The organism is Bradyrhizobium sp. CCGB12, from assembly GCF_024199845.1.
Classification (GTDB): Bacteria; Pseudomonadota; Alphaproteobacteria; order Rhizobiales; family Xanthobacteraceae; genus Bradyrhizobium.
In genome coordinates this window covers 6,382,751-6,408,840 of the sequence record NZ_JANADO010000001.1, presented here as the reverse complement: position 1 = coordinate 6,408,840, position 26,090 = coordinate 6,382,751, and the positions used below count along the sequence as shown (strand labels likewise).

The window sequence follows — 26,090 nt, the reverse complement described above, 5'->3', positions numbered from 1 at the left end:
GCACGAGGCGATGACCGTTTCCAAAACCGCTGAAAAGTCCTCTGAAAAGCCGGCCGACCTGGCCAAGGGCCGCAAGGACGCGGCTGACCCCCAGCCTGAGGCGCTCCAGCTCGGCGAACTCTCCGAACAGCTCGGCTATGTGCTGAAGCGGGCGCAGCTCAAGGTATTCGAGAACTTCCTGCGCTGCATGGCCTCGCTCCAGCTCACGCCGGCACAATTTTCCGTGCTGCTGCTGGTCGAGAAAAATCCGGGGCGTAACCAGACCGAGATCGCCTCGACGCTCGGCATCCTCAGGCCGAATTTCGTGGCGATGCTCGACAATCTCGAGAGCCGCGACCTTTGCGCGCGGATCCGCTCCACCAACGACCGCCGCTCGCACATCCTGGTGCTGACCGACAAGGGCAAGGCGGTGCTGGCCCGCGCCAAGAAGCTCGTCGCCACCAAGCACGAGGCGCGGCTGAACGATCTGCTCGGCCAGGCCAACCGCGAAGCCCTGCTCGCGATGCTGTCGAAGATCGCCAACGAGTTTTGAGCGGGACGGCTGTCACCGCCCGTCATTGCGAGCGCAGCGAAGCAATCCAGAGTGTCTCCGCGGAGGGATTCTGGATTGCTTCCGCTGCGCTCGCAATGACGTTGGAGGAACGGGCGCCCCTCAATCCACCAAGATCACGCGAATATCGTTCACGTTCGTCAGTGTCGGACCGGGCTGTAGCAGATCGCCGGTGGCCTCGAAGAACGTGGTCGCATCGTTGTTGTCGAGATAGGCCTGCGGCGCGAGGCCCTGCGCCTTCATCTTGGCGAACGTCGCCGCGTCGATCAGCGCGCCGGCGGGGTCGGTGGGGTGGCCGGCGCCGCCGTCGGCACCGTCAGTGTCGCCGGCGAGCGCCGAAATATTTGGCGTGTCCTTCAACAGGTCCGCGAGCGCGAGCGCATATTCCTGGTTCGGCCCGCCGCGCCCGTTTCCGCGCACGGTGACGGTGAGCTCTCCGCCGGAGAGGATCGCGACGCGCTTGCCTTGCGCGCGTGCTTGAAGCGCGAGCCTCGCATGATCGGCGGCGACCTCACGCGCCTCGCCTTCGAGATCGGCGCCGAGGTCGATGGTCTCGTAGCCGGACTCGCGCGCGAGCTTCACCGCGGCGTCGAGCGACTGCTTGGGCCGCGCGATCAGCTCGAAATGCGCGCGCGCAAAGGCCGCGTCACCCGGCTTGCAGCTCTCGTTGGCGGCATCGTCAAGCGCGCGGCGTACCGCATCGTCGATGTCGAGCTTGTACTTCGCCACGATCGCGCGCGCATCCGCAAGCGTCGTCGGATCCGGCACGGTGGGGCCGGAGGCGATCGCGGAGGGATCGTCATGCGGCACGTCGGAGATCGCGAGCGTCACGATCTCGGCGGCATGTTTTCCGGCGCGCGCGAGACGGCCGCCCTTGATCCGCGACAGGTGCTTGCGCACGACGTTCATCTCGCCGATCGGCGCGCCCGAGCGGAGCAGCGCCTTGTTGACCGCCTGCTTCTGCGCGAAGCTGATGCCGTCCACCGGCGCGATCCAGTTCGCCGAGCCGCCGCCGGTGAGCAGCACCAGCAGCAGATCGTCAGGGCCGGCCTCGCCGGCGAGTGCGAGCGTGTCGGCTGCGCCCTTGAGGCCGGCTTCGTCAGGCACGGGATGGCCGGCCTCGACCACGCGGATGCGGCGCGTCGGCACGCCGTAGCCGTGACGCGTGGTGGCGATGCCGACGAGGCGCTCCGGCGCGATCCTCAATGTGTCGAGATAGTGCCGCTCCGCGGCCGCCGCCATCGCGCCCGCGCCCTTGCCGGCGGCGAGGCAGATCACGCGTCCTCTTGGTGCGGGGCGCAAATGCGGCGCCAGCACGACGTTGGGATGGGCGGCGGCAACGGCGGCGTCGTAGAGCGCGCGGAGCAGGGGACGGCGGTCGGTCATGACGATGGCCTTCGGGGGACTAAAGCTGTGGCGGCGAAATCGCCTTCCATCTGCCTACCGCATCACGCGCGAAAGCGTAAGCAGGCTTTGCCACCATTCGATTGTGCAATCGCGTGATCACGATCGGGACGCAAGAAAAAAGCCCCCTGCGATCATCTCGCAGGGGGCTTGACGTCGTCGCGGGTGAGGCGGCTAGCCGCCCACGTCGGCGCTGATTACGTCGCCGAACAGCTCCCATTTCTCGCCCTTGAACTTCTCCAGCTGGAGCTGGCTGATCGGCGCAAAGTCGGTCGCGGAGGTGTTGATCTGGACGCCCGGCAGCAGCACCTCGGTGCGGAAGTTCTTCAGGCTCGCGGCCTGCTTTATGACGTTCTCACGCGTGAGATTGTCACCGCATTGCTTGAGGACCTGGACGAGGGTCTGCGCGACGCCGTAGCCGACGATCGTGCCCTTGTCGAGCTTGTCGCCCTCGGGAAAGTACTTGTTCATGAAGGCCAGGAACTCCTTCATGCCGGGATCGTTCGCCCACGCCGGATCCGCGGCGTCCTTGAGATAATCGGCGGAGATAATGTCCTGGCCGTTCTCGAAGCCGGCCGGCTTCATCACGCTGCCGACGTTGGCGGAGACGTTGTTGAGGAAGTGCAGCGGCTTCCAGCCGATCTCGGCGTTCTTCTTGATCGCCTGCGCTGCGAATTTCGGCGTCGTGATGTTCATGAACACGTCGGCGCCGGTTGACTTCATCTTGACGATGTGGCTGTCGATGGTCGGCTCGGAGGTCTCGTAGCTTTCCTCGATCACGATCATCGAGGCAGCCTTCGCCCCTAGGCCGTCCTTCAGGCCCTTGAGATAGTCCTTGCCGTAATCGTCGTTCTGGAAGAGCACGGCGATCTTGGCGTCCGGCTTGTTCTTGAGCAGCCACTTCGCGTAGATCTGCGTCTCGCTCTGGTAGTTGGGCTGCCAGCCCATCGTCCACGGGAAGTTCTGCGGATCGTTCCACTTGGTGGCGCCGGTGGCGACGAACAGCTGCGGCACCTTCTTCGAGTTCATGTATTTCTGAATCGCCGAGTTCGGCGGCGTGCCGAGCGAGTTGAAGACGAACAGCACCTCGTCGCTCTCGACCAGCTTGCGCGCCTGCTCCACCGTCTTCGGCGGCGAATAGGCGTCGTCGTAGCTGATGAAGTTGATCTTGCGGCCGTTGATGCCGCCCTCTTCGTTGATCTTCTTGAAATAGGCGGCCTCGGTCCGCCCGATGATGCCGTAGGCGGAGGCCGGTCCGCTGTAGGGCATGATGTTGCCGATCTTGATCTCGGTGTCGGTCGCGCCGGTATCGTATTTCTTCTGGGCCGATGCAGTGGATGTCGTGGCCGCAAAGAGCGCGAGCGCCAGTGATGCAACCGCAAGCTTGCCGGTGACAGCGGGCATTCCAATCTCCCTATTTTTTTTGGTGTGTGTGCGTTCCTTTTCTTGGCTTGATTGTTTTTTGGTGACGCTGCCGCAATTCAATACGATTTGGCCGGCGCCTTCAACAAAAAGCCCCTGCGGCGGCGTCGCAGGGGCTGCGTCTTTAGTAGTCAAGGACGGGATGTCCTCGTGTGCGACTGCGAGAAGGCGCAGCTGTCTTGAGTTGCCTAACAGAAGGCCGGCGATTTTGGGTTGTGCGACTTCAGTGGCTGAGCTGGCTCGAGATGATGTCGCCGAACAGCTCCCATTTCCGGCCCTTGAAACGCATCATCTGGAGCTGCTCGATCGGGGCGAAATCGTCCGGCGCAGTGTTGACCTTGATCCCGGGCAGCAGCGTATCGGGTTCGAAATCCTTCAGGCTTGCGGCCTGCTTCATGACGTTCTCGCGGGTGAGATCGTCGCCGCACATTTCCAGCACCTTGACCATGGTCTGCGCGGCGGCATAGCCGAACACGACGCCGGCATCGAGCTTGTTCGCCTTTGGCGCGTACTGCGCGAGGAAATTGTAGAACTTCTTCATGCCGTCATCGGCGTTCCACTGCGGGTCGGAGCCGTCCTTGGTGTAGCTCGCCGACAGGATGCCTTGCGAGATCTCCAAGCCCGCCGGCTCGATCACGCCGCCAACCGAGGTCGAGACGTTGGAGATGATCTGCATCGGATGCCAATTGATCTCCGCCGCCTTCTTGATCCCCTGCGCCGCGAATTTCGGGCTGGTGATGCTGATGAAGACGTCAGCGCCCGTGGCTTTCAGCTTCACGACATGCTCGTCGATCGCCGGCTCGGACGTGTCGTAGGGTTCTTCCAGCACGATCATCGAGGCCTTGGGCCCCAGGCCGTCCTTCAGTCCTTTAAGGTAGTCCTTGCCGAAATCGTCGTTCTGGTAGAGCACGCCGATCTTCGCGTCCGGTTTCTCCTTCATGATGTATTTGGCGTAGATGCGCGCCTCGCTGACGTAGCTCGGCTGCCAACCCATGGTCCAGGGATATTGCTTGGGATCGTTCCACTTGGAGGCGCCGCTCGCCACGAACAATTGCGGCACCTTCTTCTCGTTCATGTATTTGCGGATGGCGCCGTTGGTGGAGGTGCCGAGCGAGCCGAAGATCAAGAGCACGCCGTCGCTCTCGACCAGCTTGCGCGCCTGCTCCACCGTCTTCGGCGGCGAGTAGGCGTCGTCATAGGAGATGAACTTGATCTTGCGGCCGTTGATGCCGCCCTCGGCATTGATCTTGTTGAAATAGGCTTCCTCGGTCCTGCCGATTGCGGCATAGGCGGAGGCGGGGCCGCTATAGGGCATGATGTTGCCGATCTTGATCTCGGTGTCGGTCGCGCCGGTATCGTATTCCTTTTGCGCCAGCGCCCCGCCGCTCATCGCAGTGCACAACGCGAGCGCGGCCGAGAGGACCGCAACCTGAAAGCGAACGGCAGTCATTGTTCTCCTACCCCGAGGTGGATCGGCGCCGCATTGAACAAGATTGACGCTTGGCGTCAACAAAAAGCCCCCGCGGTCGCCCGCGGGGGCATTTCGACTTTTAGCTATTGCGTCAGCGGATCACTCGGAGGTGACGTCGCCGCTGATGATCTCGCCGAACAGTTCCCACTTCTCGCCCTTGAACCGCTGCATCTGGAGCTGGGCGATCGGGGCGAAATCGGTGGCGCTGGTGTTGAGCTTGACGCCGGGCAGCATAGTATCTGGCACGAAGTCCTTCAACGACGCCGCCTGCTTCATGATGTTGGCGCGGGTCAGATCGTCGCCGCACATTTCCAGCACCTTGGCCAGGGTCGACGCGGCGCCATAGCCATAGACCATGCTGGTGTCGGACTTGTCGGCGCCCGGCATGTACTTGTCGACGAACTCGTTCCACTTCTTCATGCCGGGGTCGTTGGCCCACTGCGGGTCCGTCGAGTCCTTGGCATAGGCCGCCGACAGCACGCCCTGCGCGTTCTCGAAGCCGGCCGGCTTCATCACGCTGCCGACGGAGATCGACACGTTGGTGAGAATCTGGAGCGGCTTCCAGCTCAGCTCGGCGGTCTTCTTGATGGTCTGGGCCGCGAACTTCGGCGTGGCGTAGATCAGCAGCACGTCGGGATTGGCGGCCTTGATCTTGACGATGTGGCCGTCGATCGACGGCTCGGACACCTCGTAGCTCTCCTCCATGATAATCATGGACGAGGCCTTGGCGCCGAGGCCGTCCTTGGTGCCCTTGAGGTAGTCTTTGCCGAAGTCGTCGTTCTGGTACAGGATCGCGATCTTGGCGTCCGGCTTCTCCTTCATCAGCCATTTCGCGTAGATCTGCGCTTCGCTCTGGTAGGAGGGCTGCCAGCCTATGGTCCAGGGGAAGTTCTTCGGATCGTTCCACTTGGTGGCGCCGGTGGCGACGAAGAGTTGCGGGATCTTCTTGGCGTTGAGGTATTTCTGGATCGCGGTGTTCGAGGGCGTGCCGAGCGGATTGAAGACGGCCAGCACCTCGTCGCTTTCGACGAGCTTGCGGACCTGCTCGACCGCCTTGGGCGGCGAATAGCCGTCGTCATAGGTGACGAAATTGATCTTGCGGCCGTTGATGCCGCCCTTGTCGTTGATCATCTTGAGATAGGCTTCCTCGGTCTTGCCTATGATGCCATAGGCCGACGCCGGACCGCTGTACGGCATGATGTTGCCGATCTTGATCTCGGTATCGGACGCGCCGGTGTCGTATTTCTTTTGGGCGAGTGCAGCGCCGGAGGTGAGGGTAATGGCCGCCGTTGCCGTGACCAGCGCGGCGGCTCGCAGTGTTCTTCCGAAAATCAATTGGGTCTCCTTCTTCAATGAACGCCTTGATGAGAGTCTTCAGTTTTTTCTGAGCTTGCCGGCGAGTTGCTGGCCCAGGATTGCGATCTGCCTTGCGCCGTGCGGCACGAGGTAGATGACGAGGAACAGGAGCACGCCGAACACAGCGCCGGAGAGGCCCTTGGAGACGCTTTCCGCGATGTTCGGCACGAAGATGATGAAGGCTGCGCCGACGAACGAGCCGGGCAGCCAGCCGACGCCGCCAACGACCATGCCGAGGAACAGCGAGATCGCGAGGTTGATCGTGAAGCTGTCCGGCGCCACGAACTGCACCGCGATCGCACCCAAGGCACCGGCGATGCCGGTGACGGCGGCGGACACGCCGAACGCCAGCGTCTTGTAGAGCGCGACGTTGACGCCCATCGAGGACGCTGCGATCTCGTTGTCACGGATCGCCATGAAGGCGCGCCCCGAGCGGGAGCGCAGCAGGTTCACCGAGAAGACGTAGATCGCGAGCGTGACCGCAAGCGTGAAGTAGTAGAGCCACATGTCCTGCGACATCGGCAGCCCGAACGGCGCATCCGGCTTGGTCACCACGAGCCCCTGCACGCCGCCGGTCCAGTGCTCGAGGAAATTGAGCTTCAAGAGCTGCGGCATAGCGGTGGCGAGCGCAAAGGTCGCAAGCGCCAGGTAGACGCCCGACAGCCGCAGCGCCGGCTGGCCGAACAGGAAGCCGAAGCCGAAGCAGACCACGCCGGCGACCGGCAGCGTCAGCGCATAATTGATGTTGAGATGCTCCATCAGGACCGCCGCCGTATAGGCGCCGACGGCGTAAAACGCGCTCTGGCCGAGCGAGAACTGCCCGCTGCCGCCCGTGAGGATGTTGAGCGCCAGCACGGCAAGCCCGTAGATCAGGAGCATCGTCATCTGGAAGATGATGAAGTTCTTGACGAAAATCGGGGTAATGAGCAGCGCCGCAACCACCAACAGCGAGGTGGTCGTGCTCAGCGTCATGGCCCGCTTCGGAACGGCTTCGACCGCCTCGTGGCCTTCGGCAACGACTTCTTCTGCTGCGCTCATGATCAAACTCGCTTGACGATGTGCCGGCCGAACAGGCCAGCGGGTTTGACGACCAGGACGGAGATGATCAGCGCGAGCGCGATCGGGAGTTTCAGCTCGTTGCCGACGCCGGGAATGTAGGTGCCGACGAGGTTTTCGAAGATGCCCATCAGGAAGCCGCCGACCACGGCGCCGAACGGGCTCGACAGACCGCCCAGCACCGCCGCAGCAAAGCCATAGAGCAGGACGCCGACCATCATGTTGGGCTCCAGGAACACGACCGGCGCGATCAGCATGCCGGCAATCGCGCCGATGGCAGAAGCCATGCCCCAGCCGAGCGCGATCATCCAGGAGGTATTGATACCGACGAGCCGCGCAGATTCAGGTAGCGAGGCGGCTGCCCGCATTGCGAGCCCGATCCGCGTGTACTGAAAGAAGAAGAAGAGCGCGACCAGGAGCAGCAGGGTGACGCCGATCATGCCGGCCTGGTGGGTCGAGATCAGCTGACTGCCAAGGAACGGCGAGGAGCCGAACGGCGTCGGATACTGCTTGATGGTGAAGTCCCAGATCAGACCGGCCGAGGAGTTGATGATCGCGAACAGCGCGATGAAGCCGGCGACGTTGGTCAAAATCGGCGCCTTGGCAAGCGGCTTGAACAGGATGCGCTCGATGGCGATGCCGCCTGCGAATGCGAAAGCCAACGTAAGGAAGAATGCGCCCCAATAGGGCACGCCCCATTGCATCAGCTGCCAGGAGATGAAGGTCGAGAACATCGCCATCTCGCCTTGCGCGAAGTTGAGATGGTCGATGGCCTGGTAGATCATGACCACGGCGAGCGCCATGCAGGCGTAGATCGCGCCCGTGGCGATGCCGGCCAGGACCTGGTTGGTGAACAGCTCCATTGTCCCGGCTCCCTCAGTAACCCAGATAGGATTTGCGGATTTCTTCGTTGTTCGCGATGTCCTTGGCGTCGCCCGACATCACGATGCGGCCGGTTTCGATCACATAGGCTTTGTCGGCGAGCTCCAGCGCGAGCTGCGCATTCTGCTCGACCACCAGGATCGACACCTTGTCCTCGCGGTTGATCTTGCCGAGGATCCCGAACAGGTCGCGCACCACCAGCGGCGCAAGGCCGAAGGACGGCTCGTCGAGCAGCATCAGTCGCGGCCGCAGCATCAGGGCGCGGGCGACCGCGAGCATCTGCTGCTCGCCGCCGGAGAGCGTGCCGGCCTGCTGCGTGTGGCGTTGCTTCAAGACCGGGAAATGCGCATACATGCGCTCGATGTCGGAGACGATGCCGGCGCTGTCCTTGCGGGTGATGGCGCCGAGCTGGAGGTTCTCCTCTACCGTCATGGTGGTGAAGGTGCCGCGGCCCTGCGGCACATGGGCGATGCCGAACCGCACGATGTTCTCGGTCGAGCGGTTGTTCAGCGGCTTGCCGTCGAACTCGATCTCGCCGGTCGAGCGCACCATGTTGCAGATCGCGCGCAGCGTCGTGGTCTTGCCGGCGCCGTTGGCCCCGAGCAGCGTCGTCAGCGAGCCCTCGTTGAGCGAGAAGGACAGGCCGTGGAGCGCCTGGACCTGGCCGTAATAGGCGCGCAGGTCCTTGACGTTGAGCAGCGTCGTCATTGGTCCTTGCTCCCGAGATAGGCCTTGATGACGTCGGGATCGGCCTGCACCTGGGCGGGCGTGCCTTCCGCGAGCTTCTTGCCGAAATTCAGCGCGACGACGTGGTCGGCGATCGACATCACGAGGCCCATGTGATGCTCGACCAGGAGCACGGTCATATGGCGCTCGTCACGGATCTTGCGGATGAGGTCGCCGAGCACATGGACTTCCTCATGGTTGAGGCCGCCGGCGGGTTCGTCGAGCAGCAGGATCTTCGGGTCGGCCGCCAGCGCACGCGCCAGCTCGACCCGCTTCTGCGTACCGAACGGTAGGCCGGACACAACGGTATGGGCGACGTCCTCGAGGTTGAGATAGGCGAGGATCTCGTGAACCTTCTTGTTGACGGCGCTCTCGCTGCGCCGGACCCAGGCAAGCTTCAGGGAGTCGCTGATGATGTCGCTGGAGGTCTTCGAATGGGCGCCGACCCGGACGTTGTCCATCACCGAAAGGTTGGGAAACAGCGCCACGTTCTGGAAGGTGCGGCCGATGCCGATCTCGGCGATCCGGTGCGGCGGCCGCGACAGGATGCTTACGCCTTCCATCAGGATGTCGCCGGACGACGGCTGATAGAGCCGCGAGAGGCAGTTGAAGAGCGTGGTCTTGCCGGCGCCGTTGGGGCCGATCAACCCGAGGATGGCTCCCTTGTGCATGTCGAACGACACGCCATTCAGCGCGATGATGCCGCCGAACACGACGCTGACGTCGCGAACCGCGAGCAGGGGCGATGTCCCCTGTGCGAGCTGTGCCTGCGTCATCTCGTCTCGCCCACGTGATTCAGTGGGCGAAGGGGCGATGCGAACCGCTCCCGGTGATGACAAAGGCTATCTGATCCCCTCGGCCACACGTGCAACTCTTCCTCCTGATTTCAGCTTTTTGCTGACTTCTTTTTTGGAATGCGGCATCAGACCCCCGAGTGCCGCTTCGATGTTCCTTACCATCGTGAGCAGACGCGGTCCAATGTCGTTGATCAAACGCTCTTCCGTGAAACGGAATGCGGGCGCGCCGCAATTGAATGCGTAGGGTCCGGTTCCGTCGTTGAGCTTGAGCGCGACGCCGGCGGCGCCGATGTCGTCGTGCCAGTCGCCGACGGAGATCGCAAAGCCGTATTTCGCCACGGTCTCGCCGGAACGTTCCAGTCCATCGCGCATCTTCGGCCAGCGGCTGCCGTAATGCTCGCGCAGCAGACGCGAGAGCTCTGCGCGATCGTCGGCGTCGAGCGCCCAGAAATAGGCGCGACCCATCGCGCTGGTTGCAATCGGCACGCGCGAGCCGACGTCAAGTTGAACTCCGACCGTCTCGGTGCCGCGGCTCTGCCCGAAATAGATCATGCTGTGACGGTCGCGGCCGCCGACGGCGACGGCGCCGCCGGTCGCGCGCATCACATCCTCGCGGAACGGCTCGGACAAATGCCGAACACCGAGATTGGCGAGCGCAGCGTAGCCGAGCGACATTGCGGCGGGCGTGAGCTGGTACTTCTCGAAGCGGGGAACCGGCGTCAGATAGCCGAGCTTGGTCAGCGTATAGGTCAGCCGCGACACGGTCGGCTTGGGCAGATTTGTCCGCGCCGCGATCTCTTGATTGCCGAGGAGGCCGTCATTGGGTTGGAATGCGCGCAATACGTCCAGTCCGCGGGAGAGCGCGACGACGAAATTCCGATCGGTCGCAGTCTTCTTTCCTGTACGCTTCATCCCAGATCTGCTTCTTGCGCGGAGTCGTTGACAACGTCCGTGCTTCAAAATAACCCTGCCGTCAAGATGCGGAATTAAATTCCGCACCGCGAAATCGAACAAAAGTAAATCCCCACCAAGGAGGGACACCGTGAGCGAAGTGGTCAAGCTTGAGCGTCATGATGAGGTCGGCATCGTCACGGTCAACAGTCCTCCGGTCAATGCGCTGAGTGCCGCAGTCCGCGGCGGCATCTTCGAGTGCATCAAGGCCGCGGTCGCCGATCCCGCCATCAAGGGCATCGTGCTGACCTGCGCCGGCCGCACCTTCATTGCAGGTGCAGACATCACCGAATTCGGCAAGCCGCCGAAGCCGCCCGCCCTCAATGACGTCCTGTCCGAAATCGAGAATTCGCCGAAGCCGGTCGTTGCCGCGATCCACGGCACCGCGCTCGGCGGCGGTCTCGAGGTCGCGCTGGCCTGTCATTTCCGCGTCGCCGTGAAAGAGGCCAAGCTCGGCCTGCCCGAAGTCAAGCTCGGCCTGCTGCCGGGCGCCGGCGGCACCCAGCGTCTGCCGCGTGCGGTCGGGCCCGAGCTCGCGGTCAAGATGATCGTCGGCGGTGATCCCATCGGTGCGGCTGAAGCGCTCAAGAACGGCCTGATCGAGGAGATCGTCGAAGGCCCGGCCTCCGGGGGCGAAGCCTTCGTGCGCAAGCTGCTGGCTGAGAAGCGTCCGCTGCGGCGCCTGCGCGACGACGATTCCAAGATCGCGGCGGCCAAGGCCGATCGCTCGATCTTCACCAATGCGGTCGCTGCCATGACCAAGAAGGCGCGCGGCCTGGAAGCGCCGTTCGCCGCTGCCGACGCCGTCGGCTATGCCATCGACCTGCCGTTCGACGAAGGCCTGAAGAAGGAGCGCGAAGGGTTCCTCAAGCTCGTCGCCAGCGACCAGTCCAAGGCGCAGCGCTATGCCTTCTTCGCCGAGCGCGAAGCCGCCAAGATCGCGGGCGTCCCCGAAGGCACCAAGTCGCGGCCCGTGAACCGCGTCGCTATCCTCGGCGCCGGCACCATGGGCGGCGGCATCGCGATGTCCTTTGCCAATGCCGGCGTTCCCGTCACCCTGATCGAGACCGGTGAGGAGCAGCTCAAGCGCGGCATGGGCATCATGCAGAAGAACTGGGAAGCGACTGCGGCGCGCGGCGGTATCCCGGCCGATGCACCGGCCAAGCGCATGGCGCTGATCAACGGCGTCGTCGGCATCGAGAATGTCGGCGATGCCGACCTCGTCATTGAAGCCGTGTTCGAGACCATGGCAGTGAAGAAGGAAGTATTCGGCAAGCTCGACCAGTACGTCAAGCCTGGCGCGGTGCTTGCCTCCAACACCTCGTATCTCAACATTGACGAGATCGCGAAGTCGACCAAGCGTCCGCAGGACGTGCTCGGCATGCACTTCTTCTCGCCGGCCAACGTCATGAAGCTGTGCGAGATCGTGCGCGCCGACAAGACCGCGCCGGATGCGCTGGTGACTGCGGTGACTATCGCGCGAAAAATCGCCAAGGTGCCGGCCGTGGTCGGCGTCTGCGACGGCTTTGTCGGCAACCGCATGCTGGCCCAGCGCGGCAAGCAGTCGGAAAAGCTGTTGTTCGAAGGCGCGCTGCCGCAGCAGGTCGACGCGGTCGTAACCAAATTTGGCATGCCGATGGGGCCGTTCGCGATGGGCGACCTTGCCGGCCTCGACATCGGCTGGCGCTCGCGCAAGGACCGCGGCATCAAGTCGGAGATCGCGGACGCGCTCTGCGAAGCCGGCCGCTTCGGCCAGAAGACCGGCAAGGGCTACTACAAGTATGAGGCAGGTTCGCGCGCGCCGCTGCCCGATCCGGAGGTCGAGAAGCTGATCGACGAGACGCTGCTGCGTCTGGGGCGCAAGAAGCGCGTCGTCAGCGACGAGGAGATCCTCGAACGCATGATGTATCCGATGATCAATGAGGGCGCGAAGATCCTCGAAGAGGGCATCGCCGCGCGCCCCTCGGATATCGACGTGGTCTGGCTCTACGGCTATGGCTGGCCGATCTACCGCGGCGGCCCGATGTTCTGGGCCGACAGCGTCGGCCTCAAGCACATCGCCGATCGCCTGGCCTTCTACGCCAGGGAGACCAACGATCCGAGCCTCGAGCCCGCCCCGCTGCTGAAGAAGCTCGCGGCGGAGGGCAAGACCTTCGCCTCGCTGGCCGCGGCGTCGAAAGCGGCGTGATGGTTGCTGCCGCTCTGGGCGTCATTCCGGGATGGCCCGAAGGGCCAGACCCGGAATCCATTTCGCCTCTGAGTGTGCTGCCTGATGGATTCCGGGCTCGCGACGTTGTCGCGCCCCGGAATGACGACTGATTGTGGTGCAGAGAATGACCCATCCCGGCCAACAGTTTTACCCCGAGGGCGTGCGTTGGGACGACCCGATCGCCCAGGGCTCGCTGCCTGATCTCCTGTCGAATGCTGCGGCGAATTACGGCCCGCGCACCGCGCTGGAATTCCGCGACCATCCGGTCACCTACACCGAGCTCGCCGCGATGGCCGAGCGTGCCGCTGCGGCATTCCTTCGGGCCGGCTGCGGCAAGAATTCCTCCGTCGCGCTGTTCCTCGGCAACACGCCGGACCACCCCGTCAATTTCTTCGGCGTGCTGAAGGCAGGCAGCCGCGTTGCGCATCTGTCGCCGCTCGATGGCGAGATCGCGCTGACGCACAAGGTCTCCGACTCAGGCTCGCGCCTGCTCGTCACCTCGAACCTCCAGGCGCTGCTGCCGACCGCGCTGAAATTCCTGGAGAAGGGACTGATCGATCGCCTCGTCGTCTGCGAGGACGACGATTGGGGCAAGGTCGGCACGCCGCAGGCGGCGATCCCCGACGATCCCCGCATCGTCACCTTCAAGACCTTCGTCGAGGGCGCGACCGCGCCGGCGGAATGGCCGAACGTGGCGGCGGACGATGTCGCGCTGCTGCAATATACCGGCGGCACCACCGGCCTGCCCAAGGGCGCCATGCTAACACACGGCAATCTCACTTCGGCGGTGTCGATCTACGACGTCTGGGGCAAGCCGTCGCGGGCCGCGCGCGGCGACGTGATCGAACGCGTGATCTGCGTGCTGCCGCTGTTCCACATCTATGCGCTCACCGTCGTGCTGTTATCCGCGCTCAGCCGCGGCAATCTGATCTCGCTGCACCAGCGCTTCGACGTCGAAGCCGTGATGCGCGACATCGAGGTCAAGCGCGCGACCTATTTCCCGGGCGTGCCGACGATGTGGATCGCGATCGCGGCGCTGCCTGATCTCGACAAGCGCGACTTCTCCTCGCTCGCCACCATCGGCTCAGGCGGCGCGCCGCTGCCGGTGGAGGTCGCGAATTTCTTCGAGCGCAAGGTCGGCAAGAAGCTGCGCAGCGGTTGGGGCATGACCGAGACCTGCTCGCCCGGCACCGGCCATCCGCCAACGGGCCCCGACAAGCCCGGCTCGATCGGCCTGATGCTGCCCGGCATCGAGCTCGACGTCGTCGCGCTCGACGATCCCACCAAGGTGCTGCCGCCGGACGAAGTCGGCGAGATCCGCATCAAGGGCCCGAACGTCACCAAGGGCTACTGGAACAAGCCGGAAGGATCCGCGGATGCCTTCGTCGACGGCCGCTTCCTCACCGGCGACATCGGCTACATGGATACGGACGGCTATTTCTTCCTGGTCGACCGCAAGAAGGACATGATCATCTCCGGCGGCTTCAACGTCTATCCGCAGATGATCGAGCAGGCGATCTACACCATTCCGGGCGTGCACGAGGTGATCGTGCTCGGCATTCCCGACCAGTACCGCGGCGAGGCCGCAAAGGCCTTCATCAAGCTCAGGGCCGACGCAAAGCCGTTCTCGCTCGACGAGCTGCGCACGCAGCTCGCCGGCAAGCTCGGCAAGCACGAATTGCCGGCCGCGGTCGAATTCGTCGACGATCTGCCGCGCACGCCGGTCGGAAAGCTGTCGCGCCACGAGTTGCGCCAGCAGCAGAAACCGTCACAATCCACTACAACCGCATCAGGAGGTCGCTCTTGACCGACGCCGTCATCGTTTCCACCGCCCGCACCCCGATCGGCAAGGCCTATCGCGGCATGCTCAACGCCACCGAGGGCGCGACCCTGCTCGGCCACGCCATCGGCGAGGCCGTCGCCCGCGCCAAGGTCGATCCCAAGGAGATCGAGGACGTCGTGATGGGCGCAGCGCTGCAGCAGGGCGCGACCGGCGGCAACATCGCGCGGAAGGCGCTGCTCCGCGCCGGCCTGCCCGTCACCGTCGCCGGCACCACCATCGACCGCCAATGCGCCTCGGGCCTGCAGGCGATCGCGCTGGCCGCGCGATCGGTGATCTTCGACGGTGTCGAGATCGCGGTCGGCGGCGGCGGCGAGTCGATCTCGCTGGTGCAGAACGACAAGATGAACGGCTTCCATGCCCAGGACCCGGCGCTGCTCAAGATCAAGGGCGAGGTCTACATGCCCATGATCGACACGGCCGAGGTCGTCGCCAAGCGCTACGGCATCTCCCGCGAGAAGCAGGACGAATATTCGCTGGAGAGCCAGCGCCGCACCGCCGCCGCGCAGCAGGGCGGCAAGTTTAGGGATGAGCTCGCGCCCATCACCACCACGATGGCGGTCACCGACAAGGCGACCGGTGCCGTGTCGATGAAGGAGGTGACGCTGTCGCAGGACGAAGGTCCGCGCCCCGAAACCACCGCTGAAGGCCTCGCCGGCCTCAAGCCGGTGCGCGGCGAAGGTTTTTCGATCACCGCCGGCAATGCCAGCCAGCTCTCGGACGGCGCCAGCGCCTCCGTCATCATGAGCGACAAGGAAGCCGCCAAGCGCGGCCTTGCGCCGCTCGGCATCTTCCGCGGCTTCGTCTCCGCCGGCTGCGAGCCGGACGAGATGGGCATCGGCCCGGTCTTTGCCGTGCCGCGCCTGCTCAAGCGCCATGGCCTCACCGTCGACGACATCGGGCTCTGGGAGCTCAACGAAGCCTTCGCGGTGCAGGTGCTGTATTGCCGCGACAAGCTCGGCATCGACCCCGAGAAGATCAACGTCAACGGCGGCGCGATCTCGGTCGGCCATCCCTACGGCATGTCCGGCGCGCGCCTGACCGGCCACGCTTTGATCGAGGGACGCCGCCGCAAGGCGAAGTACGCGGTCGTCACCATGTGCGTCGGCGGCGGCATGGGCGCGGCGGGACTTTTTGAGGTGTTGCAGTAATTTTCTGTCGTCCCGGCCTAGTGCGCAATTGCGCACGGGAGCCGGGACCCATACTCCGCAGCAGGAGTGTGGAACGTAAATCGTAGTGGTGGCCTTCGCAAAACGAAGGCCAGTGGTTATGGGTCCCGGCTCCCGTGCGCTTTGCGCACTAGGCCGGGACGACGATAAGAAGCTCACAGGAGGATCCGATGGATCTCGCATTCACGAAAGAAGAGCAGGCGTTTCGCGAGGAAGTGCGGTCATTCTTCCGCGACAACGTGCCGCCGGATACGCGGCGCAAGATGGTCGAGGGCCGCCACCTCTCGAAGGACGAGATGGTGACGTGGTGGCGCATCCTCAACAAGAAGGGCTGGGGCGTCAGCCACTGGCCGACGCAGTATGGCGGAACGGGCTGGACCAGCGTGCAGCACTACATCTTCAATGAGGAGCTGCAGTCCTATCCGGCGCCGCAACCGCTCGCCTTCGGCGTCAGCATGGTCGGCCCGGTCATCTACACCTTCGGCAACGAGGAGCAGAAGAAGCAGTATCTGCCGCGCATCGCCAATGTCGACGATTGGTGGTGCCAGGGCTTCTCCGAGCCCGGCTCCGGCTCCGACCTCGCCTCGCTCAAGACCAAGGCCGAGCGCAAGGGCGACAAGTGGATCATCAACGGCCAGAAGACCTGGACCACGCTCGCCCAGCACGCCGATATGATCTTCTGCCTCTGCCGCACCGACAACAACGCTAAGAAGCAGATGGGCATCTCTTTCATCGTCTTTTCGATGAAGTCGAAGGGCGTCACCGTGCGCCCGATCCAGACCATCGACGGCGGCGTCGAGGTCAACGAAGTCTTCTTCGACGACGTCGAGGTGCCCGTCGAGAATTTGATCGGCGAGGAGAACAAGGGCTGGGATTACGCGAAATTCCTGCTCGGCAATGAGCGCACGGGCATCGCCCGCGTCGGCGTCTCCAAGGAGCGGCTCCGCCGCATCAGGGATCTCGCCTCCAAGGTGGAGTCCGGCGGCAAGCCGATCATCCAGGATCCCGCCTTCCGCGAGAAGCTGGCGGCCTGCGAGATCGAGTTGAAGGCGCTCGAGCTCACGCAGCTCCGTGTCGTCGCCGACGAAGGCAAACACGGCAAGGGCAAGCCGAACCCGGCGTCCTCGGTGCTGAAGATCAAGGGCTCCGAGATCCAGCAGACCACCACCGAGCTGTTGATGGAAGTGATCGGCCCGTTCGCCGCGCCCTACGATATGCACGGCGACGACGGCTCCAACGAAGCCATGGACTGGACCGCCCAGATCGCGCCGAGCTACTTCAACAACCGCAAGGTCTCGATCTACGGCGGCTCCAACGAGATCCAGCGCAACATCATCGCCAAGGCGGTGCTGGGGCTCTAACCGTCGTCATTCCGGGGCGCGCATCAGCGCGAACCCGGAATCTCGCGCCACAACCTCTGGATTCCGGGTCCCCGCGCTGTCGCGCGTGTCCCGGAATGACGAAGCAAAAATTCCGGGTACGAGGAACGAAAGAAATGGATTTTGACCTGAACGAGGAGCAGCGGCTTCTCAAGGAAAGCATCGACGGCCTGCTGACCGATTCCTACGATTTCGAGCAGCGCAAGAAGTACATGAAGGAGAAGGGCGGCTGGAGCAAAGCGGTCTGGCTCAAGCTCGCCGAGCAGGGCCTGCTCGGCCTGCCGTTCAGCGAGGCCGATGGCGGCTTCGGCGGCGGCGGGGTCGAGACCATGATCGTGATGGAAGCGCTCGGCAAGGCGCTGGTGCTCGAGCCATATCTGGCGACGGTCGTGATCGGCGGCGGCTTCCTGCGCCATGCCGGCACCGACGCGCAGAAGGCCGCGCACCTGCCCGGCATCATCGACGGCAGCAAGACCCTGGCCTTCGCCCAGCTCGAGAAGAACTCGCGCTACGATCTGTTCGACGTCACCATGACCGCGAAGAAGAAGGGCGACGGCTGGGTCATCGACGGCGAAAAGTTCGTCGTGCTCAACGGCGAGAACGCCGACACGCTCGTCGTCACCGCGCGCACCAAGGGCGACCGCCGCGATCATGGCGGCATCGGCGTGTTCCTGGTGCCGGCCAACGCCAAGGGCGTCGGCAAGAAGGGCTATCCGACCCAGGACGGACTGCACGCCGCCGACATCACCTTCACCGGCGTCGAGATCGGCCCGGATGCCGTGCTCGGCAACCCCGAGGATTCGCTCGCGCTGATCGAGCGCGTGGTCGACGAGGCCCGCGTCGCGCTCTGCGCCGAGGCGGTCGGCCTGATGGACGAATCGCTCAAGACCACGGTCGAGTACATCAAGACCCGAAAACAGTTCGGCGTCGCGATTGGCTCGTTCCAGTCGCTGCAGCACCGCGCCTCCGACATGTTCGTCGCGGCCGAGCAGGCGAGATCGATGTCGATGTTCGCGACCATGGCCGGTGATTTCGAGGACGCCACGGGGCGCTCCAACGCCATCGCCGCGGCCAAGGTGCAGATCGGCAAGTCGCTGAAATTCGTCGGCCAGCAGTCGATCCAGCTCCATGGCGGCATCGGCATGACCATGGAGGCGAAGATCGGCCACTACTTCAAGCGCCTCACCATGATCGAGAACTCGTTCGGCGACACCGACTACCACCAGCGCCGCGTCGCCGATGCGGGCGGGTTGATCTAACGGCTGTCATCCCGGGGCATCGCGAAATGAACCCGGGATCTCGCCACATCGTCATTGCGAGGAGCCCTTGCGACGAAGCAATCCAGACTTTCTCCGCGGAAAGATTCTGGATTGCTTCGCTGCGCTCGCAATGACGGAGGTCGCATCGAGGCAACAACAATGAAAAACACCCCGTTCGACCTCACCGCCAGGGTGGCCGTCGTCACGGGCTTCAGCCGCCGCACCGCGACCACGCCGCTCCGCCGCATCGGCGAACCCGACGAGATCGCCGTCGCCTACCTCGCCTCCGACGCCTCGAGCTTCATGACCGGCCAGACCATCGTCATCGACGGCGGCGTCACCACGGCGGCGGTGTAGTCGCTGCGTCCCTCACTATGGACGGCGCGCATTGTCTCGCGCGGCCAGGACGCTTTCGATGGCGCGCACGACGATCAGGGCCGATCGTTCATCGAGATGCACGCCGTCCTGCCAGCGCAGTTCGCCCAAGGGCGGATCGATCGGCAGCCAAAGCCCGCGATCCGGGAAGGCTTCGTTGACAATCTGCTTCGTCATCCGAATCAGACGTGAGCCCTCGATCTCCGGTGCGAACGGAACGTGGATGAGGAAGACGCGGGTGCCGCGCCGTTGCAGATCGCCGATGAGTTGCCGGATGCGGACCACATTCGCGCGTGCCGGCGCGGTGGGGTCGCCTTCGTTCATCTGCTCCAGCGCGCGGTCGAGATAGACCTTGTTATCGAAGGTAGCAGGCGGTTGGCTGAGCAGGCGATCGTGCTCGGCGCGCGCCCGGGCGGCATCGGGGGCCGCGTGATTCCAGGTCTCATATGCCGCGACCGCCGTTCGCACCGGGCGCAGCAGCAGCACGTCCGCGCGCGCGCCGCCGGAGAATTTCTCGGTCAGCGCGCTGTCGGCCTCGCGCGAAAGGATGTTCGTCTCGATCAGGACGACCTTGGGCAGGCTTGCCTGCCCTGCGACGATCTCGAGCCCGGTCACCGGCGAGCCGCCGGCCAGTGCCAGGTTGCGGACGCGGGGAAGCGAGAAATACTCCTCCTTCAGACGCCACGTCACCGAGCTGCCGACCAGCACGATATCAGGCGTGGGCTCCCGCACATAGCGGTTGAGGGTGACGAGGCTGCCGTCGCGGGTGGTGACGGCCGGTTGCTGTAGGGCCGCGCCGAAGCGTGCGGTGGCGAGGCCGCAGGCGAGCAGCAGCGCCGCCGCGACAACAGCGCATTTGATCAGCCATGAAAACCTTGCATCCTGCCGCATGTCAGAACTGGAAGTAGATGAAGGCGCTGTCGGGCCCGGCTTCGAGATAAGCAAGCGCCGCCAGCGCACCGTAGAGATACGGCTCCCATCGCCGCAACCGGCCTTCGATGAGCGCGCCGATGCCGAGATGCTGGATGATCACCGGCAAGGCGTAGAGCAAAGCGAGGTTGGTGAACAGTTTTGGCGGATTAGGCGCGTCCGTCGCGATGAACATTCCCTTGAGGTAGCCGAGCGCGTGGTCGAAGTTCGGCAGCTTGAAGAAGATCCAGAGCATCGTGACGCAGAAGAACACGAAGCCCATCCGGATCACCCGCACCGCGGGACTTCCATCGCCCAGAAGTTTCAGGAAAGGCCGCTCGATGACCAGCAGCAGCCCGTGCGCCATGCCCCACAGCGCGTAGCTCAGGCTCGCGCCATGCCAGAGCCCGCCGAGCGTCATCACGATCATCAGGTTGAGATAGGTTCGCACCCGTCCATGCCGGTTGCCGCCGAGAGGAATGTACAGATAGGTCCTGAGCCAGCTCGACAACGAAATGTGCCAGCGCGTCCAGAACTCCGAGAACGATGTCGAGATATAGGGCAGGTTGAAGTTCACGGGCAGGCGATAGCCGAACAAGAGGCCGAGGCCGAGCGCGATCGCGGAGTAGCCGAAGAAGTCGGCGTAGATCTGGTAGCTGTAGAGGAATACGAGTAGCCAGCGGTCCTGCGTGCGCAGCGTCTCGTAGAGCGGAAAGTCCATATAGGACGTCATCTCGTTGAGATTGTTCGCCACATACAGCTTGAAGAAATAGCCGACGAGAATCCATTTCGCGGCCTCGACGAAGGCGACGTCACCGATCCGCTTGGGAACGATCTGTGGCATGAACTGGGCCGCGCGCGTGATCGGTCCGGACACCAGCTGCGGGAAGAAGATGATGTAGAGGAACACCTCGCTCAGGCGTGCCGGGCGTTTCTCGCGCGTCAGGTCGACCAGCAGGCTGATGTTGTGGAACACGAAGAACGAGATGCCGATCGGCAGCGGCAGCCGCAGCAGGAAATCGACCGGCGCGACGCCGGTCAGATGGGTCGCGGCAGCATCGACGAACAGGAACTTGTACTTGAAGAACGCCAGCAGGCCGAGGTTGAAGACGATGCCGGCCGGCATCCAGACCCTTCGGTTCTCGAACGCGAGCACCAGGCAGACATGGGTTCCAAGCACCGCGACCAGCAGCAGCGGCAGCAGCTCGGGCTGGCCGAAGCCGTAGAAGAACACGCTCGCGGCGACGAGCAGTTGCACCTGGAAGCGGCGTAGGGGCGGCAGGTAATAGGCGCCGAACACGACCGCGACGAAGACGCCAAACTGAAAAGAGGTGAAAGTCATGCCGCCCCGTTTTACCCGGTCCGGCGTGTACCATCTTTGCGGAAGCGGTCCTAGTCTTGCGCGGGGGGCTGCTTCTTACCCTCTCCCCTTGTGGGAGAGGGTGGCTCGCCGCGTAGCGGCGGGGCGGGTGAGGGGTTCTCACCACATGTGACGCTCTCGCAGTATCTCTCGCCGATAGAACCCCTCATCCGGCGCTTCGCGCCACCTTCTCCCACAAGGGGAGAAGGGAGGCCATCGGCGCCCTATCATCCAACCTTGACCTTCCGCCTCCAATCCGCTCCCTTTGGCGCGACACAATGATCCCCTCGGGGACAACGCCAGGAAAACACCAAGGTAAGCCGCCATGTCTTTCGTCCTCGCCATCGACCAGGGCACCACCTCCTCGCGCGCGATCGTGTTTCGCGGCGATATTTCCATTGCGGCGAAGGCGCAGCAGGAGTTTCCGCAGCATTTCCCGGCCTCGGGCTGGGTCGAGCACGAGCCGGAGGATATCTGGACCTCGACCGTGATGGTCTGCCGCGACGCGATCGAGCAGGCCGGCATCACCGCCAAGGACATCGCCGCGATCGGCATCACCAATCAGCGCGAGACCACCGTGGTGTGGGATCGCGCCACCGGGCAGGCCGTGCACCGCGCCATCGTCTGGCAGGACCGCCGCACTGCCGACATCTGCGCAAAACTGAAAGCCGATGGCCGCGAGCCCGTGATCTCTGAGAAGACCGGCCTGATCATCGATCCCTATTTCTCCGGCACCAAGGTCGCCTGGATCCTCGACCACGTCCCCGGCGCGCGGGCGCGCGCCGCACGCGGCGAATTGATGTTCGGCACCATCGACTGCTACCTGCTCTGGCGCCTCACCGGCGGCAACGTGCACGCCACCGACGCCACCAACGCCTCGCGCACGCTGCTGTTCAACATCCACCGAGGGGAGTGGGACGACGAGCTCTTGGAGATCATCGGCGTGCCGCGCTCGATGCTGCCCGAGGTGAAGGACTCCTCCGCGCGCTTCGGCGAGAGCACGCCCGACCTGTTCGGCGGCCCCATCGTCATCTCCGGCATCGCCGGCGACCAGCAGGCCGCCACCATCGGCCAGGCCTGCTTCCGCCCGGGCATGATGAAGTCGACCTACGGCACCGGCTGCTTTGCCCTGCTCAACACCGGCACCACGCCTGTGGTATCGAAAAACAAGCTGCTCACCACCGTCGCCTATCAGCTCGCGGGTAAGCGCACCTACGCGCTGGAAGGCTCGATCTTCGTCGCAGGCTCCGCGGTGCAATGGCTGCGCGACGGCCTCGGCATCATCAAGCACGCCGCCGAAACCGGACCTCTCGCCGACCAGTCGGACTCCATGCAGAGCGTCTATCTCGTCCCCGCCTTCGTCGGCATGGGCGCGCCCTACTGGAATCCGCGCGTGCGCGGCGCCCTGTTCGGCCTCACCCGCAACACCGGCCCGGCCGAGCTTGCGCATGCCGCACTCGAAAGCGTCTGCTACCAGACCTTCGACCTCTGGGCAGCGATGCGCGCGGACTGGCCGAGCTCGGAAACCGCCAGCGTCGTGCTCCGCGTCGACGGCGGCATGACCGCATCCGACTGGACCATGCAGCGCCTCGCCGACCTCCTCGATGCCCCTGTCGATCGCCCCGTGATCCAGGAGACGACCGCGCTCGGCGCCGCCTATCTCGCCGGGCTCCAGGCCGGCGTCTATCCCGAGCCGACAAAGTTCGCCGACAACTGGCGCCTCGAGCACCGCTTCAAGCCGAACATGAGCCAGGCCACGCGCGAGCGGAAGCTCGCGGGATGGGCAAGGGCGGTGAAGGGCGTGCTGGCGAGCGACGAGGGGGAGGGGTAGCGGCGAACTTCGTAGCCCGGATGGAGCGAAGCGCAATCCGGGACCGCTGTCTCCCCACCCGTCATTGCGAGGAGCCCTTGCGACGAAGCAATCCAGTCTGTCTCCAGGAAAGATCCTGGATTGCTTCGCTACGCTCGCAATGACGGGGTTAAAGTCTCGCATGAAAACGGAATAACGAAGAATGATCCTCCCCGACGGCTATTCCGACGTGCCCTCCGGCAAGATCGCTGCCGTCGTCACGCATCTGGAGATGACCGCACCTCCGGCGCGCCGCGACGATCCGCCCGGAGCGTGGTCCCTGCGCGAGGTCGATGCCCCCGTGCTTCATTGGTATCGCGACCTCCACCGCCGCGTCGGCGAGGAGTGGCTGTGGTTCTCGCGCGCGCGCATGAACGACGCGGAGCTCGCCGCGATCATCCACGCACCGGGGGTAGAGGTCTACGCGCTGGTCGTGGACGGTCGCGATGAAGGCCTGCTGGAGCTGGACTTTCGCGAGGCGGGCCAGTGCGAGCTGGTCTATTTCGGTGTCACCGCACCCTTGATCGGGACTGGCGCCGCCCGCTTCCTGATGAACCGCGCGCTGGACCTCGCATGGTCGCGCGACTTGCGCCGCGTCTGGGTGCACACCTGCACCTTCGATCATCCCTCCGCCGTCGCGTTCTACCAGCGCTCCGGCTTCCGCCCCTTCCGCCGCCAGGTCGAGATCGCCGATGATCCGCGCCTCGACGGCACGGCGCCGCGCGATGCGGCGAGGCATGTGCCGATCATTGAATAGTGCGCGGCTGTCTCCCCACCGTCATTGCGAGCGCAGCGACGCAATCCAAGCCGGCTCCGCTGAAAGACTCTGGATTGCTTCGCTGCGCTCGCAATGACGGAGTGTGAGCGCCGCCGTCCTTCTTCGAATCGGGATATCAATGTGCGGCGGCGTTGCGTCGTAGCCCGGATGGAGCGCAGCGTAATCCGGGACAGCGTCCCGGCCTTCCGCTCCGCTCATGCAGGCCACGACCTCAAGACACCTCCTGCTTCCCCCGCGCCAGCGAAAACCCGCGCTGCATCGCGTTGAAGCACGTCAGTCCCGTCTGCTCCGACCGGCAGGTAAATCCCGCGCGCTGCCAGACATCGCCATAGGCGAGCACCGGCAGCGAGGCGTCCATTACCGTGTCGCCGGCGCAGATGCGCCCAGCGGTGCCCTTCGCGCTCATCTTGAAGGCGTGGCCATAATCGAGCTCGCAATCGGCGGGGCGGCGCGGTCGGGTCTCCATGTTCATGATGTCGCAGCGGAGCATGCCTTTGTCATTGGCTTGGCCGTTATCGGCATAGAACTGGCAGGCGATGTTCTTCGACGGTGTCAAAAAGCCGATCGGGCGGTCCTGGGCTTGAACCGAGGTGGCTGCGACGAAGAGCGCGAGAAGACAAGAATACAGATGCAGCATGGGTGCTATTAGCTCCGATCTGTCATGCCCGGACTTGATCCGGGCATCCATCGCTTTCTAATCTGAGGAAAGATGGATTGCCGGGTCAAGCCCGGCAATGACGTGAGGTGCACCATGTTCCTGATCGGCCAATACGATTCCCCCTTCGTCCGCCGCGTCGCGATCGCGCTGCGGCTCTACGGGCTCGCCTTCGAGCACCGGCCGTGGTCGACCTTCGGCGATGCCGACAAGATCGCGCCCTATAATCCGCTGCGCCGGGTGCCGACGCTGGTGCTCGACGACGGCGAAGCGCTGATCGAGAGCATGATCATCCTGGACTATCTCGACGACCTCGTCGGTGAGGGCAAGGCAATGCTGCCGCGTAGCGGCGCCGAGCGCCGCAAGCACTTGCGCATCTGTGCGCTCGCCTCCGGCCTCGGCGACAAGGCGGTCAGCCTGCTCTATGAGCGGGTGCTGCGGAAGGAGCAACTCGCGCTATGGGTCGAGCGTTGCCAGGCGCAGATTGCAGACGTGCTCGAAGCCGAGCGTGCCAAGGTGACGACACCGTACTGGCTGGGTGACCGCATCGGCCATGCCGACGTCGCGGTCGCCTGCGTCGTCCGCTTCACCCAGGAAGCGCATCTGCAGCTGTTCGAGCCGTCGCGCTATCCGGCGCTTTCAGCGCATGCCGATCGCTGCGAGGCCCTGGCGCCGTTTAGGGAGATCGTGCAGCCACTGGCGCCGCCGAAAGGGTGAAAGTTGTGTAGCCCGGATGGAGCGGAGCGAAATCCGCGACAGTGTCCCCGCATTCCGCTGCGCTCTATGCGAGCTACGATCCCGATCTTATTTCCGCGTGCACGGCTTGATCTCACCCGCCGCGGATCTCAACACGATCGGATTTGGCGACAGTCTTATGCCGAAGAACAGTTGCGAGCCGGACACCTTGTCGTCCGCCCCCTCGTGTGCGTCCAGGTCAAGCTTGGCTGCGATCTCGGATGTCAGCTTGGCCCGCTCTTCCATCGAAACCTTGTTTTGATATTTGATCTCGTAGACGACATCGGCCTCCAGCACGGATCGCGTCTGGCACACGACGCCGCCACTGGAGATATTCAGGGTGACCGCATCCTCGCATTCGTTCTTCAGCAATGCGTTCCGGGTCGACATCAGCGACTCGTCGGAAATCAGCAGGATGTTGGCGTTCTCGAGCTTGAGGTGAATCGAATCGACCTGCTGCATGCCCGCGACCGCGGACAGCTTGTCCCTGACCTGGGCGGACACGTCGAGATTCTTCTCGAGCGACTGCTTCAGGTCCCGATCCACGGTCGGTGACTTCTGGATCTTGCCGGTCAGGAGCATGGGATCGATGTCGCAGGTCGGATGCAATTCCAGCCGGCCGTTGCTCAGATATTCGATCGTGTTGATGGTGCCGGGACCGCCGAACGTGCTCGGCGGCACCACCTCGAAATATCCGGTCTCCGAGAGAATGGCCGTGATCGTCTGCTTCTTTCGCGGAAACCCGGCCCAGGCTGCGATCATCACCAGCCCGATCGCGACGAAGACCCCGCTACAAAGCCAAAGCCATTTGCGGCTTGCTACTTTCCCGGACAGCACAGCTGATTTCGTTCGCCGCATGGCACGTAGCCTTTCGGACAATCCGCCGCGGCAATCGTAGGCAGCACGACAAGAGTGATCGCAGCGACGAACAGTGCAATGACCTGTTTCATATGTTCGA

The 26,090-nt window shown here is 64.1% G+C and carries 22 protein-coding genes and 1 pseudogene; 10 read left to right on the top strand and 13 right to left on the bottom strand.

Features of this window, described 5'->3' with window-relative positions; translation table 11 throughout:
- The first annotated feature begins 10 nt into the window (after window positions 1–10).
- Window positions 11–532 (top strand): MarR family winged helix-turn-helix transcriptional regulator, encoded by a 522-nt coding sequence (locus NLM27_RS29340; protein WP_254146587.1) that lies wholly within the window; start codon window positions 11–13, stop codon window positions 530–532.
- 120 nt (window positions 533–652) lie between these two features.
- Here the strand turns inward: NLM27_RS29340 and NLM27_RS29335 are convergent, their stop codons facing one another.
- The 9 genes from NLM27_RS29335 to NLM27_RS29295 form a co-directional block, all read right to left on the bottom strand.
- On the bottom strand, window positions 653–1,936 hold the full coding sequence (locus NLM27_RS29335; RefSeq protein WP_254146586.1) for a glycerate kinase: 1,284 nt from the start codon (window positions 1,934–1,936) through the stop codon (window positions 653–655).
- Window positions 1,937–2,128: 192 nt separating this feature from the next.
- Window positions 2,129–3,358 (bottom strand): ABC transporter substrate-binding protein, encoded by a 1,230-nt coding sequence (locus tag NLM27_RS29330; protein WP_254146585.1) that lies wholly within the window; start codon window positions 3,356–3,358, stop codon window positions 2,129–2,131.
- 241 nt (window positions 3,359–3,599) lie between these two features.
- Window positions 3,600–4,826, bottom strand: a complete 1,227-nt coding sequence (locus tag NLM27_RS29325) for an ABC transporter substrate-binding protein (protein WP_254146584.1) — start codon at window positions 4,824–4,826, stop codon at window positions 3,600–3,602.
- Between the two features lie 120 nt (window positions 4,827–4,946).
- Entirely contained in the window at window positions 4,947–6,182 is a 1,236-nt protein-coding gene (locus tag NLM27_RS29320) for an ABC transporter substrate-binding protein (RefSeq protein WP_254146583.1), read from the bottom strand.
- Between the two features lie 39 nt (window positions 6,183–6,221).
- Window positions 6,222–7,241, bottom strand: a complete 1,020-nt coding sequence (locus NLM27_RS29315) for a branched-chain amino acid ABC transporter permease (protein WP_254146582.1) — start codon at window positions 7,239–7,241, stop codon at window positions 6,222–6,224.
- Window positions 7,242–7,243: 2 nt separating this feature from the next.
- Window positions 7,244–8,122, bottom strand: coding sequence for a branched-chain amino acid ABC transporter permease (locus NLM27_RS29310; RefSeq protein ID WP_254146581.1), 879 nt, complete (start codon window positions 8,120–8,122; stop codon window positions 7,244–7,246).
- A gap of 13 nt (window positions 8,123–8,135) precedes the next feature.
- Window positions 8,136–8,849, bottom strand: coding sequence for an ABC transporter ATP-binding protein (locus NLM27_RS29305; protein ID WP_254146580.1), 714 nt, complete (start codon window positions 8,847–8,849; stop codon window positions 8,136–8,138).
- Window positions 8,846–9,643 (bottom strand): ABC transporter ATP-binding protein, encoded by a 798-nt coding sequence (locus tag NLM27_RS29300; protein WP_254146579.1) that lies wholly within the window; start codon window positions 9,641–9,643, stop codon window positions 8,846–8,848. The genes NLM27_RS29305 and NLM27_RS29300 overlap by 4 nt, the downstream gene beginning before the upstream one ends.
- A 66-nt stretch (window positions 9,644–9,709) precedes the next feature.
- Window positions 9,710–10,576, bottom strand: coding sequence for an IclR family transcriptional regulator (locus NLM27_RS29295; RefSeq protein ID WP_254146578.1), 867 nt, complete (start codon window positions 10,574–10,576; stop codon window positions 9,710–9,712).
- A gap of 130 nt (window positions 10,577–10,706) precedes the next feature.
- Between NLM27_RS29295 and NLM27_RS29290 the strand changes: the two genes are divergently transcribed.
- The 6 genes and pseudogenes from NLM27_RS29290 to NLM27_RS29265 form a co-directional block, all read left to right on the top strand.
- Entirely contained in the window at window positions 10,707–12,803 is a 2,097-nt protein-coding gene (locus tag NLM27_RS29290; RefSeq protein WP_254146577.1) for a 3-hydroxyacyl-CoA dehydrogenase NAD-binding domain-containing protein, read from the top strand.
- 145 nt (window positions 12,804–12,948) lie between these two features.
- On the top strand, window positions 12,949–14,631 hold the full coding sequence (gene pimA / locus NLM27_RS29285) for a dicarboxylate--CoA ligase PimA (RefSeq protein WP_254146576.1): 1,683 nt from the start codon (window positions 12,949–12,951) through the stop codon (window positions 14,629–14,631).
- On the top strand, window positions 14,628–15,815 hold the full coding sequence (locus tag NLM27_RS29280; RefSeq protein ID WP_254146575.1) for an acetyl-CoA C-acyltransferase: 1,188 nt from the start codon (window positions 14,628–14,630) through the stop codon (window positions 15,813–15,815). The genes pimA and NLM27_RS29280 overlap by 4 nt, the downstream gene beginning before the upstream one ends.
- A 188-nt stretch (window positions 15,816–16,003) precedes the next feature.
- Window positions 16,004–17,194, top strand: coding sequence for a pimeloyl-CoA dehydrogenase large subunit (gene pimC / locus NLM27_RS29275; RefSeq protein WP_254146574.1), 1,191 nt, complete (start codon window positions 16,004–16,006; stop codon window positions 17,192–17,194).
- Window positions 17,195–17,328: 134 nt separating this feature from the next.
- The gene (gene pimD / locus NLM27_RS29270; RefSeq protein ID WP_254146573.1) at window positions 17,329–18,471 is read left to right on the top strand and encodes a pimeloyl-CoA dehydrogenase small subunit; all 1,143 of its coding nucleotides are present in this window, start codon (window positions 17,329–17,331) and stop codon (window positions 18,469–18,471) included.
- Between the two features lie 216 nt (window positions 18,472–18,687).
- Window positions 18,688–18,828, top strand: a pseudogene (locus NLM27_RS29265) (SDR family oxidoreductase); the annotation flags it as partial.
- 15 nt (window positions 18,829–18,843) lie between these two features.
- On the opposite strand, the gene NLM27_RS29260 reads toward NLM27_RS29265, so the two are convergent.
- Complete coding sequence (locus NLM27_RS29260) at window positions 18,844–19,806, bottom strand: hypothetical protein (protein ID WP_254146572.1); 963 nt, start codon at window positions 19,804–19,806, stop codon at window positions 18,844–18,846.
- Entirely contained in the window at window positions 19,739–21,097 is a 1,359-nt protein-coding gene (locus tag NLM27_RS29255) for an MBOAT family protein (protein WP_254146571.1), read from the bottom strand. The genes NLM27_RS29260 and NLM27_RS29255 overlap by 68 nt, the downstream gene beginning before the upstream one ends.
- Before the next feature lie 343 nt (window positions 21,098–21,440).
- Between NLM27_RS29255 and glpK the strand changes: the two genes are divergently transcribed.
- The gene (gene glpK / locus NLM27_RS29250) at window positions 21,441–22,946 is read left to right on the top strand and encodes a glycerol kinase GlpK (protein ID WP_254146570.1); all 1,506 of its coding nucleotides are present in this window, start codon (window positions 21,441–21,443) and stop codon (window positions 22,944–22,946) included.
- Between the two features lie 181 nt (window positions 22,947–23,127).
- Complete coding sequence (locus tag NLM27_RS29245; RefSeq protein WP_254146569.1) at window positions 23,128–23,721, top strand: N-acetyltransferase; 594 nt, start codon at window positions 23,128–23,130, stop codon at window positions 23,719–23,721.
- 232 nt (window positions 23,722–23,953) lie between these two features.
- Here NLM27_RS29245 and NLM27_RS29240 read toward each other — a convergent pair whose 3' ends face one another.
- On the bottom strand, window positions 23,954–24,379 hold the full coding sequence (locus NLM27_RS29240) for a DUF6636 domain-containing protein (RefSeq protein ID WP_254146568.1): 426 nt from the start codon (window positions 24,377–24,379) through the stop codon (window positions 23,954–23,956).
- Between the two features lie 114 nt (window positions 24,380–24,493).
- Between NLM27_RS29240 and NLM27_RS29235 the strand changes: the two genes are divergently transcribed.
- Complete coding sequence (locus tag NLM27_RS29235; RefSeq protein ID WP_254148959.1) at window positions 24,494–25,114, top strand: glutathione S-transferase family protein; 621 nt, start codon at window positions 24,494–24,496, stop codon at window positions 25,112–25,114.
- A gap of 87 nt (window positions 25,115–25,201) precedes the next feature.
- Here the strand turns inward: NLM27_RS29235 and NLM27_RS29230 are convergent, their stop codons facing one another.
- Window positions 25,202–25,990: a hypothetical protein gene (locus NLM27_RS29230; protein ID WP_254146567.1), complete on the bottom strand. Its 789-nt coding sequence runs from the start codon at window positions 25,988–25,990 to the stop codon at window positions 25,202–25,204.
- Between the last annotated feature and the right edge of the window lie 100 nt (window positions 25,991–26,090).

Bases quoted from the DNA above. Each gene is read 5' to 3' on its own strand.
- NLM27_RS29310 (WP_254146581.1), bottom strand. From the start codon at position 8,122: ATGGAGCTGTTCACCAACCAGGTCCTGGCCGGCATCGCCACGGGCGCG.
- NLM27_RS29235 (WP_254148959.1), top strand. From the start codon at position 24,494: ATGTTCCTGATCGGCCAATACGATTCCCCCTTCGTCCGCCGCGTCGCG.
- NLM27_RS29315 (WP_254146582.1), bottom strand. From the start codon at position 7,241: ATGAGCGCAGCAGAAGAAGTCGTTGCCGAAGGCCACGAGGCGGTCGAA.
- pimD (WP_254146573.1), top strand. From the start codon at position 17,329: ATGGATTTTGACCTGAACGAGGAGCAGCGGCTTCTCAAGGAAAGCATC.
- pimA (WP_254146576.1), top strand. From the start codon at position 12,949: ATGACCCATCCCGGCCAACAGTTTTACCCCGAGGGCGTGCGTTGGGAC.
- NLM27_RS29305 (WP_254146580.1), bottom strand. From the start codon at position 8,849: ATGACGACGCTGCTCAACGTCAAGGACCTGCGCGCCTATTACGGCCAG.
- NLM27_RS29330 (WP_254146585.1), bottom strand. From the start codon at position 3,358: ATGCCCGCTGTCACCGGCAAGCTTGCGGTTGCATCACTGGCGCTCGCG.
- NLM27_RS29245 (WP_254146569.1), top strand. From the start codon at position 23,128: ATGATCCTCCCCGACGGCTATTCCGACGTGCCCTCCGGCAAGATCGCT.
- pimC (WP_254146574.1), top strand. From the start codon at position 16,004: ATGGATCTCGCATTCACGAAAGAAGAGCAGGCGTTTCGCGAGGAAGTG.
- NLM27_RS29230 (WP_254146567.1), bottom strand. From the start codon at position 25,990: ATGCGGCGAACGAAATCAGCTGTGCTGTCCGGGAAAGTAGCAAGCCGC.
- NLM27_RS29325 (WP_254146584.1), bottom strand. From the start codon at position 4,826: ATGACTGCCGTTCGCTTTCAGGTTGCGGTCCTCTCGGCCGCGCTCGCG.
- NLM27_RS29240 (WP_254146568.1), bottom strand. From the start codon at position 24,379: ATGCTGCATCTGTATTCTTGTCTTCTCGCGCTCTTCGTCGCAGCCACC.
- NLM27_RS29255 (WP_254146571.1), bottom strand. From the start codon at position 21,097: ATGACTTTCACCTCTTTTCAGTTTGGCGTCTTCGTCGCGGTCGTGTTC.
- NLM27_RS29340 (WP_254146587.1), top strand. From the start codon at position 11: ATGACCGTTTCCAAAACCGCTGAAAAGTCCTCTGAAAAGCCGGCCGAC.
- glpK (WP_254146570.1), top strand. From the start codon at position 21,441: ATGTCTTTCGTCCTCGCCATCGACCAGGGCACCACCTCCTCGCGCGCG.
- NLM27_RS29335 (WP_254146586.1), bottom strand. From the start codon at position 1,936: ATGACCGACCGCCGTCCCCTGCTCCGCGCGCTCTACGACGCCGCCGTT.
- NLM27_RS29300 (WP_254146579.1), bottom strand. From the start codon at position 9,643: ATGACGCAGGCACAGCTCGCACAGGGGACATCGCCCCTGCTCGCGGTT.
- NLM27_RS29295 (WP_254146578.1), bottom strand. From the start codon at position 10,576: ATGAAGCGTACAGGAAAGAAGACTGCGACCGATCGGAATTTCGTCGTC.